Genomic DNA, 9418 nt, shown 5'->3' with positions numbered 1-9418 from the left:
AATACATGTTTTTAAAGAGCATCAACGCTAGAGTGCATCTAGGTTTGTTTTAAATTTCCATGTGGGAAACTAGAGTTTATAAATATCAAAGTCCAAAATGATTTTTGATATCCTGAAGATTTGAATGTCCTCTTGAGCTTAAAAAATCAAGAACCGACTTTGCACTTCGGTTAATTATCTGCTCTTCTTTAATACCTGCCTTTTCAAGAGTATCAATAGCATTTTCAAAATTGCCAAGATAATGGCAGATATGAGCATCTGAACCTATAGAAATGATATTACCTATCTTTGCAGCCATACGACCGATTCTTATGCATCTTTCTTTTGAATTGAATCTTGAATTCACATCAGATGATGAATTGATTTCAATTGCTACATTATTTTCTTTCGCACACTCTAAAAAAGCCTGCTCATCGTATGGATAGCGAATATCACCAGGATGAGAAATTACATCTACTAATCCTGACTTAATCACTTTTATTAAAAGTTTTGTATGAGTATCGCTATCTGTTGGAGTCAGATTTGGATGAAGTCCTGCAAGCACAATATCAAGCTGATTCAAAATCGGTACATCCATATCGATTTGACCGCTTTCAAGGATATTTGCCTCAATACCTCTAAGTACTGCTACATTATCAAAGATATGAGGAACAACCTTAAGATTACCAAAATGCCATCTATGAGCACCATCAGGTACAGCAGGACCATGATCTGTATTTGCAAACATCACAATACCTTTTGATTTTGCAAAAGCGACATATTCTCCTATAGTTGAATAGGCATGTGAACTTGCAATGGTATGTGAATGAAGATCAATATTGAAATTCATATAATCTCCTTAGTCGATTACTGGAGCAAAATCCTTATTAGAATAGGCATCAAAACACATTTTTATCTGCTCTATTGTAGTGGTACCTGTTCTTAATTCACTAACAGGAATTTCATCTAGAGAAAAGAAACGTCTCTCTAATGTTTCGCTATTCTTTGTAAAAGATCCTTCTCCTATTCTGCAAAGACAGAATGCAGCAAGAATATGGAATGGCTGAACAGATCTGAAAACATTCCACTTTGACTTATCAAGAATTGCGACAAGTCTGTATGGATAAACAATCATTCCGGCTTCTTCTCTGACTTCCTTTATGATATTTGAATAGATTGTTTCATCTTCATCACACCATCCCCCAGGTAAAGACCATTTGTTTGAACGGTTCTCTTTAACTAAAAGGATCCTTCCTTTTTCATCAAATACAGCTGCCCTTGTATCAAGTTTTGGAGTTATATATCCTTTATCCATACATAAGGTTGAATATACATCATCAATCTTCTGATGCAGCATGTAGGCAACCATGGAAGAGGCAATCTCTCTTAGTCTTTCAAAACGCTCTATATCAAAAATATTAGTGCAATAAGCAAGACCAATCTGACCGATTGCCTGGATCTCCTTTGCCCATTTTAGCCACTGATATGAGCAGTTATCCTCATAAAAAACGGCACCTACAATATCCCATGGATTTGCAAAGAAATGTGCACATCTTGCTGAATATTTTAAATGTGAGCCCCAAAGAGCAATACCAAAATCAACACCAGCACTCTTTGCACAGTCAATATCACTTTGAGTATCACCAATAAAAAGGATATCTTTTCGCTCTGCGCCTGTAATTTCCATATACTTTAAAAGAGGCTCAGCTGATGGCTTTGGTTGCACAACATCATCTGCACTTATTACGACATCAAAATAAGGAACAAGCTCGTTTGGACATGGACTTATAGCATCAATCTTAGTGTCAGCAAAGGTTTTAGCTCTTGATGTCACAATACCAAGTCTGATCCCCTGCTCTTTAAGATATTTAATGATCCCAAGAACCCCATCATATGGCTTTATAGTATGTACATTCTCAAGTACTACAGAACACCACTGCTTTGATAACACCTTTGGATCATAGCCATCAAAACCAAGTTCAGACTGTGTTTTCTTTGCAGTATAGGACATGAATCTTTTTAATGATTCAAATGTCTCTTCAGTATCTGGCCTATACTTTTTAAGTACAGTATATAATGCCGTTGTATAGGCAAATTCAGTGTCATATACAGTGCCGTCCAAATCAAAAACCACATGACTATACTTCTTCTTCATGTTCATCTCCATTTTTCATAACACTGTTCACACAAAGAATATCACCATCAACTGTAAATCTGAATATAAAACCATATAAAGTGGCACTATACTCTTTTTTATCGTGAATATCCTTATAGGCAGGTCTTGGATCCTGACTTAGAATTTCCTCTACTGCCTTTAAATCAACGCTATTTTCATTTTTTAAAAATTCTAAAGCACAATCTGAAAATTGCACATTAAGACACTTAGGTTTTGTTGATGCAAAGCCACCTTTTGCAGATTCAATGCTATCGACAAATGGAATATATGGCTTAATATCGAGAATCGGCGTTGAGTCAACAAGATCTGCTCCAGAGACTTCTATCTTAACTTTACCCTTTTCTCTTATGACTTTGTTTATCTTTACAACACTAAGGCCAATTCTATTTGGTCTGAAAGGAGATCTGGTTGCAAAGACGCCCATTGATATATTACCGCCAAGCCTTGGAGGTCTTACCCGCGCTCTGAATTTTGTATAGTCGATGCGGTCAAAAACAAAGAGAATATGCAGATGAGAAAAGCCATCTATTCCAACGAAAGCTTGCTCATCATCATAAGGTGGATAGAATTCAATTACAGCCTTTGCATGAGGTGCTAGACCAGGCTGTCTTGGAACTGCGAATTTATCTGCAAATGGGGTTCTGATAACACCGATAGGTTTTACCAGAACCCCCATGTCGTCAGTACTATTTGTCATCTACAATAAGAGCATCGGCATAGCAGGTGATAGAAACTCTGCAAGCCTTTGTATTCTTTAGATGAACGCACTTGTCAAATCTGATTGCATTTGCACCTGCATCAGCAGCCTTTATGCGAGCTTTTGTTCTTGCATCAGCTTCTGTTGCAACAGCATCTTTCTCATCTTCCTGACATGAAAGACCTTCAACTGTCTTTACAGTTCTGTAAGGCTTGGTAACAAGATCCTCTTCTGTTACCTCGTCAACAGAAGATGGCTTGAAATACTCTGTAAAATTTGAAGGATCAAGATTTGTCTTGAATTCAAAACTTGAACAAGATGCAAGCAGTAATGCAGACAGTGCTACAAAGTACTTCATAAAATTATGCTCCAAAATGCTCGATGGCTTTTTCAATACGCTTTAAGGTACGATCACGACCAACAAGCATCATGGTATCACCAATACCAGGAGACATTGCACTTCCTGTTACGGCAATACGCAGTGGCTGGCCAACCTTGCCCATACCGATCTCACGGTTCTTTGCAATTATCTCAAGCTGAGAGTCGATTGACTGAGCATCCCATGAAGTTAAAGCACTAAGGGTTGCAAGTGCATCCTTTAGAACATCAACAGATCCTTCTTTCATCCACTTCTTTACACCAGCAGGATCATACTCAGTGATTTCCTGGTAGTAACATAAAGCCTTCTGTGCCATCTCCTTTAAGGTATGGGTTCTTTCACAGTAATTCTTTACAACAAGCTTTGGATCAGGTCCATTGCTTAAATCGGTCACCCCGATTCTGTTTAAATGCCATACAAGCTCTTTTGCTACAGTCTCTGCAGGAAGAGTCTTCATATAATGAGCATTTAACCACTCTAATTTCTTTGTATTAAAGCCTGATGCACTCTTTGTAATTGCATCTAAGGTAAACAGATTAATCATCTCTTCAACGGAGAAAACTTCCTGATCGCCATGAGACCATCCTAATCTTACAAGATAGTTTAAAAGAGCTTCAGGTAAGAAACCATCCTCACGGTACTGCATTACTGAAACTGCACCATGACGCTTTGAAAGCTTGGTACCATCATCACCTAAAATCATAGCAAGATGGCAAAATACAGGAACTGGTGCACCTAAAGCTTTGTAGATATTAATCTGTCGAGGAGTATTATTAACATGGTCATCACCACGGATTACATGAGTAATGCCCATATCCCAGTCATCTACTACCACGCAGAAATTATAGGTTGGAGTGCCATCAGAACGCTGAATGATTAGATCATCAAGCTCGCTGTTCTTAACCTCAATATGGCCTTTTACCATATCGTCAAAAGCAACTACACCTTCATCTGGATTACGGAAACGGATAACATAAGGCTCATCAGGAGAATGCTCTGAATGATCGTCACGGCAATGGCCATCATAGCGCTGCTTTAAGCCCTTTGCCTTCTGCTCTTCACGCAGTGCATCAACGCGCTCTTTTGTGCAGTAGCACTTATATGCCTTGCCTTCTGCTAAAAGCTTGTCAATAACTTCACGGTATCTGTCAAAACGTTTTGTCTGATAGTAAGGACCTTCATCCCAGTTCAGCTCTAGCCATTTCATTGAATCGATGATTGCATCAATTGCTTCTTGAGTTGAACGTTCTCTATCTGTATCCTCAATACGAAGAACAAACTGACCTTTGCAGTGCTTTGCATAAAGCCATGAGAATAATGCTGTTCTAGCACCACCAACATGTAAAAAGCCGGTTGGGGATGGGGCAAATCTTGTCTTAACTTCCATGAGTGACTTCCTTAAAAAAATTTTTGCGTATTTTATCACGGATTAGCACTGTTGACTTAACTTGTGATGATAATCTTAGGATGTTTTTTTAAAGAAAGAGCATATTAATCTAAAAACTGCTTGAGAATGCCACCTAAAATGCATAATTTCACCTACACTTAAAACAATCAGATCTAAAATTTCTGATTTGTGTATAATCAGAAGACTGATAAAATCACAATTCATAACATTGACATAGCATAATAGAAAATAGGTGTTACTTTGGCAAAAATCCGACAGAACCTTGTGCTGCATGGCACTGTAGCAAACAAAGGCATCGCATTTGGAAAATTAAGCTTTGTAAAAAGAGCCGATATTGGACATGAGAAAAAAGAAATAAAAAACACCAAAGCTGAATGTGCGAGATTTGAAAAAGCCCGTCTGCATGCAATAACACAGCTTGGTGCTCTTTATGATGCATCTTTAGAAAAGCTTGGTGAACAAAATGCAGTTGTGTTCCAGATCCATCAGATGATGCTTGAAGATCCAGATTATGTTTCTTCTATCAAGGACGTTATTACAAAAGAACACTCCAATGCTGAATATGCCGTAACAGTTGTTGCACAGAAATTTGAAAAACAGTTTCTTGAAATGGACAACGACTACATGAGAGGGCGAGCTGCCGACATTGTAGATATTTCAAGAAGAATCAATGAAATTCTGATGATGCACGATGGTATCCTAAACAACAAGGGTATCAGCTACAATCATGAAGGATCTGTAGTTCTTGCAGCAGATGATCTTGTTCCATCAGAAACTGTTCAGCTGGATCAAAAAGCAGTTGCAGGTATAGTCACCTCAAAAGGTTCAAACCGTTCACATACTGCAATTTTTGCAAGAACAATGGGAATACCTACCATTGTATGCGTTGGTGATTCTCTAACTGAAGATCTTGAAGGTCATTTTGTTATTGTCGATGGTAACTCAGGTCGAATTTATGTTGATCCTGATAATGAAACAATCGAGCGTTTTAGCGAAATAAAAAAGACCGACGATGTACAAAATTCCCATCTAGAAGAGTTCAGAGGAAAACCTACCCTTACCCGCTCAGGAAATAAAATCAATCTGTTTGCAAACTCAGGTTCACTTGCCGATCTTGAGCTGATAAAGGCATCAGATGCTGAAGGAATTGGATTATTCAGAAGTGAATATATTTTCATGCAGGCTTCTGACTATCCAACTGAAGAGGAACAGTACGAAATCTATAAAAAAGTTCTTGAAACAATGGGTGACAAGAAAGTCATCATAAGAACTCTTGATATTGGTGCAGATAAAACAGCTGAGTACTTTATGCTAAAGCAAGAGCAGAATCCTGCAATGGGACTTAGAGCTGTTCGCTTGTGTCTTGCAAACAGGGCACTGTTCAAAACGCAGCTAAGAGCTCTGTACAGAGCTTCTGCCTTTGGTAACCTATCAATTATGATTCCAATGATTACATCAGTTGATGAGGTAATCGAAACTAAACAGATAATCAGAGAAATCAAAAGAGAACTTGATGAACAAGAACTTCAGTACAAAGATGATGTGGAGTTTGGAATAATGATTGAAACTCCAGCTGCAGCTATCATCTCAGACGAACTTGCTCAGCATGTTGACTTTTTCAGTATCGGAACAAACGATTTAACACAGTTTACCCTAGCAGTTGATCGACAGAATGCAGATTTGGAAAACTATTTAAATCCATATCATCATGCAGTTGTAAAACTGATTGAAAATACAATCATCAACGGTCATCTTGCTGGAATTTGGGTTGGTATCTGCGGAGAACTTGCAAGCGACGAGAAATTCCTTGGAAAGCTTATACAGCTTGGAGTTGACGAAATGTCAGTCGTTCCATCAAGTGTTCTGTCATTAAGAGCAAAAATAGCAACCCTAGGATAAGGAGAATAAAATGCCTCAGTGTATAGTTATCGCAGATGAAATCACAGGTGGTTCAGCTGTTGGTGCACTACTAGAAAAAAACGGTAACACCGTATGCTCAGTTATAAATACTAAAGGTTTAAAAGATCCATGCACACAGAATTCAGACTGCGTAATCTTTTCAACAAACTCAAGAAAACTTACCGCTCAGCAGAGCTATCAGATAGTTTTCTCATCGGCAAAGCTGTTAAAGTCTGATGATGTAAAGCTTTATGCAAAAAGAATTGATCCTGCAATGAGAGGTAATACCTGTGCAGAAACAGAAGCTTTACTTGATGCACTTGGTGACAAGAATCGAGTTGCTATTGTAGTACCTGCTTTCCCTGCACTTAAAAGAACAAATGTGGGCGGGTATATTCTTGTGGACGGAAAGCCGCTGCAAAAATCCTTAGAAGGACTTGAAGATCTGCAACCGGCACACTCAGGACGTGTAGCAGATCTTTTTACAGAAAAATTCAGATACAAGACAGAAGCAATTCATTTAAAAGAATTCCTTCACGGAAGTGAACATCTTGCAAATATATTCAAAGAGCTTGCTAAAAACGGTACAAGAGCGATTGTTCTTGACTGCACATCTCAAGAAGAAATCAACACTATTGCTGATGCTGTAGTAATGTCAAAAATCAAATTCTTAGCTGTAGATCCAGGTCCTTTTACCGCAACTCTTGCAAGAAAGGTAATGAGAACCAAAAAGGTTGCACATGAAGCATCAGCAGCAAAGATATTCGGTATCGTTGGTGGTGTAAATCCATTGATTTCTGCTCAGGTTGAAAAATTAAGACTTGAAGAGAAGGTAAATATCGTTACTGTTCATAATCTTGAGCTGCTTGAGGATATGCAAAGAAGAAATGCAGAAATCAACAGAGTTGTAGATGAAATCACTACAAAATATAACAATTTCTCTATTGCTTTTGCAGTCTCTGACAATATGGAAATAAACAATCAGTTAACTGACGAATATCAGGAAATGCTTTTAAAAACCAACAGAACACAGGCTGAAGCACTTGATATCATTGCAACAGCTTACGGCCAGATTGTGTCGAAGGTTTTAGAGAAAACTCCTGACATTCAGGCCTTATATACAAAGGGAGCGGAATACACACTTGCAACCTGCAGAGAAGTAAAAACCATCGGCCTTAAGATCCTAGGTCAGGTTCTTCCTCTTACAAGTTATGGAGAAATCATTGATGGTCCATATGAAGGACTAAAATGTGTGACATCAGCATCTTCAGCTACTGATACAAACACTATCATTGACAGTATCCAGTATATAAAAAGAAAGTTAGCAATTTAAATAAACTTGGTGTAATATAAATGTCTGTCTTTACAGACATTTTGCAAGTGTAGTTTAATGGTAGAACTGAAGCTTCCCAAGCTTCTGGCGCGGGTTCGATTCCCGTCACTTGCTCCATCAAAAAAAATCATTAAATCCTATCTTCATCTTGCCGTAAAAAAATATAAAGTCATAATGGTATTCAGTTAAGAATAATAATTTTTAAAGGATTTATTATGAACCAGCCTTTAATCAGTGTTATCGTTCCTTGCTATAACGTTGAAAATCAAATCGACAGATGTCTAAAGTCACTTACAGAACAGACACTAGACAAGAACCAATATGAAATCATTACCATCAATGATGCATCTGAAGATAGAACATTAGATAAACTAACTCAATGGGAAAAGAAATATCCATCACTGATATCTGTAATAACCTACGATGAAAACCAAAAACAAGGTGGAGCAAGAAACCAAGGTATTGCTATTGCAAAAGGAGAATACATAGCATTTGTCGATTCAGACGATTTTGTAAATATTCATTTATATCAGGAAGTAAAAAACATAATAGACAAACACAGTTATGATGAAATCCTTATAAAAGGTACTAATATAAATCATGTAAAAAGCGATGATATATCCTTTGTAGAAAAGAAAATGAAAACTCTTGAGCACAGCAAGAGTCGACAGGATCTTGCAGTAGAGCACAAGAGAATAGAAAACTTTTTTGACTATAATCTTCCATCTCAAGGAAATAATGGTAACCTGTTTTTTACAAGTCACATATACAAAAAGTCACTTTTTACTGATAACGATATAGCATTTCCTGTTAAATATGTCTATGAAGACAATTATCTAACCAAAGTAATCAGCCTTTATATCAAGGATACATATCTAATAGATGAGATCTTCTATTTTTATTGTGAAAATCTGTCATCTACAGTTTGTGCAAGTAATAACCTTCATCATTTAGACAGACTTGCAATAGAACTTGCTGTACTTGAATACTACAGACTTGTAGGTGCATTTTCACTGTTCAAAAAGAAACTTGAATGGCCTTTTGTGCAGAACTTTTATCTGAATACTCTTTATATTCTGTTTACAAGATTCGATAAGCTTCCTGATATTTACAATTTCATGAAAGAAGAGGTATACAAAAACTTTCCTGATTTTGCAAAAAATGAAAACTACAATAAATTTACAACACAAAGAGAGAAACTACTGTTAGAACTTTTAAAAAGCGGAGTCGATGTATCTCCTGATGAACTAAAGAGAATTCAGATTGCTTATCTAAAATCAATCATCAATTCAAAATAACAAAAAAGCAAACTTTTTCACTCATAAAATAGCATAAATAAGCCAAAACTGTAGCCAGATTAAGGAGAAACAGGAAAAAAATTAAAAAAGATATTGACGACTAGAAAAATAGATATATAATGTATCTCGCTTTGAGACAAGTTCTAAACTGTTTCAAACAGCCACAGCATCATGTGGGGGTATAGCTCAGTTGGGAGAGCATCTGCTTTGCAAGCAGAGGGTCATCGGTTCGATCCCGTTTACCTCCAC

The 9418-nt window shown here is 37.2% G+C and carries 8 protein-coding genes and 2 tRNA genes; 5 read left to right on the top strand and 5 right to left on the bottom strand.

Annotated elements, in window-relative coordinates:
* Positions 1-85: 85 nt before the first annotated feature.
* From J5V48_RS09145 to gltX, 5 genes are read right to left on the bottom strand one after another with little or no spacing between them, the layout of a single operon-like run.
* Positions 86-829, bottom strand: a complete 744-nt coding sequence (locus J5V48_RS09145; protein WP_219938278.1) for a PHP domain-containing protein — start codon at positions 827-829, stop codon at positions 86-88.
* Between the two features lie 9 nt (positions 830-838).
* Positions 839-2134 (bottom strand): NUDIX hydrolase N-terminal domain-containing protein, encoded by a 1296-nt coding sequence (locus J5V48_RS09140; protein ID WP_219938277.1) that lies wholly within the window; start codon positions 2132-2134, stop codon positions 839-841.
* Entirely contained in the window at positions 2118-2852 is a 735-nt protein-coding gene (gene tsaA, locus J5V48_RS09135; RefSeq protein ID WP_219938276.1) for a tRNA (N6-threonylcarbamoyladenosine(37)-N6)-methyltransferase TrmO, read from the bottom strand. The genes J5V48_RS09140 and tsaA overlap by 17 nt, the downstream gene beginning before the upstream one ends.
* Complete coding sequence (rcsF, locus tag J5V48_RS09130) at positions 2842-3210, bottom strand: Rcs stress response system protein RcsF (protein WP_219938275.1); 369 nt, start codon at positions 3208-3210, stop codon at positions 2842-2844. Before rcsF ends, tsaA begins: the two co-directional genes overlap by 11 nt.
* Before the next feature lie 4 nt (positions 3211-3214).
* The gene (gene gltX / locus J5V48_RS09125; RefSeq protein WP_219938274.1) at positions 3215-4618 is read right to left on the bottom strand and encodes a glutamate--tRNA ligase; all 1404 of its coding nucleotides are present in this window, start codon (positions 4616-4618) and stop codon (positions 3215-3217) included.
* A gap of 261 nt (positions 4619-4879) precedes the next feature.
* On the opposite strand from gltX, the gene ptsP reads away from it, so the two are divergent.
* The 5 genes from ptsP to J5V48_RS09100 all read left to right on the top strand — a co-directional run bounded on the left by ptsP (position 4880) and on the right by J5V48_RS09100 (position 9417).
* Entirely contained in the window at positions 4880-6538 is a 1659-nt protein-coding gene (gene ptsP / locus J5V48_RS09120; protein ID WP_255557792.1) for a phosphoenolpyruvate--protein phosphotransferase, read from the top strand.
* A gap of 10 nt (positions 6539-6548) precedes the next feature.
* On the top strand, positions 6549-7871 hold the full coding sequence (locus J5V48_RS09115) for a four-carbon acid sugar kinase family protein (protein WP_219938273.1): 1323 nt from the start codon (positions 6549-6551) through the stop codon (positions 7869-7871).
* A 43-nt stretch (positions 7872-7914) separates the two neighbouring features.
* Positions 7915-7988, top strand: a tRNA-Gly gene (locus J5V48_RS09110).
* Positions 7989-8086: 98 nt separating this feature from the next.
* Positions 8087-9169: a glycosyltransferase family 2 protein gene (locus tag J5V48_RS09105; protein WP_219938272.1), complete on the top strand. Its 1083-nt coding sequence runs from the start codon at positions 8087-8089 to the stop codon at positions 9167-9169.
* Between the two features lie 175 nt (positions 9170-9344).
* Positions 9345-9417, top strand: a tRNA-Ala gene (locus tag J5V48_RS09100).
* The last annotated feature ends 1 nt before the right edge of the window (position 9418 follow it).

This window comes from Succinivibrio faecicola (genome assembly GCF_019448115.1).
Classification (GTDB): Bacteria; Pseudomonadota; Gammaproteobacteria; order Enterobacterales; family Succinivibrionaceae; genus Succinivibrio; species Succinivibrio faecicola.
This window is presented reverse-complemented; position numbering and strand designations above follow the sequence as displayed.

What these genes read in the sequence shown, in the direction of transcription:
- J5V48_RS09145 (WP_219938278.1), bottom strand. Translation starts at nt 829, where the DNA reads ATGAATTTCAATATTGATCTTCATTCACATACCATTGCAAGTTCACAT.
- J5V48_RS09140 (WP_219938277.1), bottom strand. Translation starts at nt 2,134, where the DNA reads ATGAAGAAGAAGTATAGTCATGTGGTTTTTGATTTGGACGGCACTGTA.
- tsaA (WP_219938276.1), bottom strand. Translation starts at nt 2,852, where the DNA reads ATGACAAATAGTACTGACGACATGGGGGTTCTGGTAAAACCTATCGGT.
- rcsF (WP_219938275.1), bottom strand. Translation starts at nt 3,210, where the DNA reads ATGAAGTACTTTGTAGCACTGTCTGCATTACTGCTTGCATCTTGTTCA.
- gltX (WP_219938274.1), bottom strand. Translation starts at nt 4,618, where the DNA reads ATGGAAGTTAAGACAAGATTTGCCCCATCCCCAACCGGCTTTTTACAT.
- J5V48_RS09115 (WP_219938273.1), top strand. Translation starts at nt 6,549, where the DNA reads ATGCCTCAGTGTATAGTTATCGCAGATGAAATCACAGGTGGTTCAGCT.
- J5V48_RS09105 (WP_219938272.1), top strand. Translation starts at nt 8,087, where the DNA reads ATGAACCAGCCTTTAATCAGTGTTATCGTTCCTTGCTATAACGTTGAA.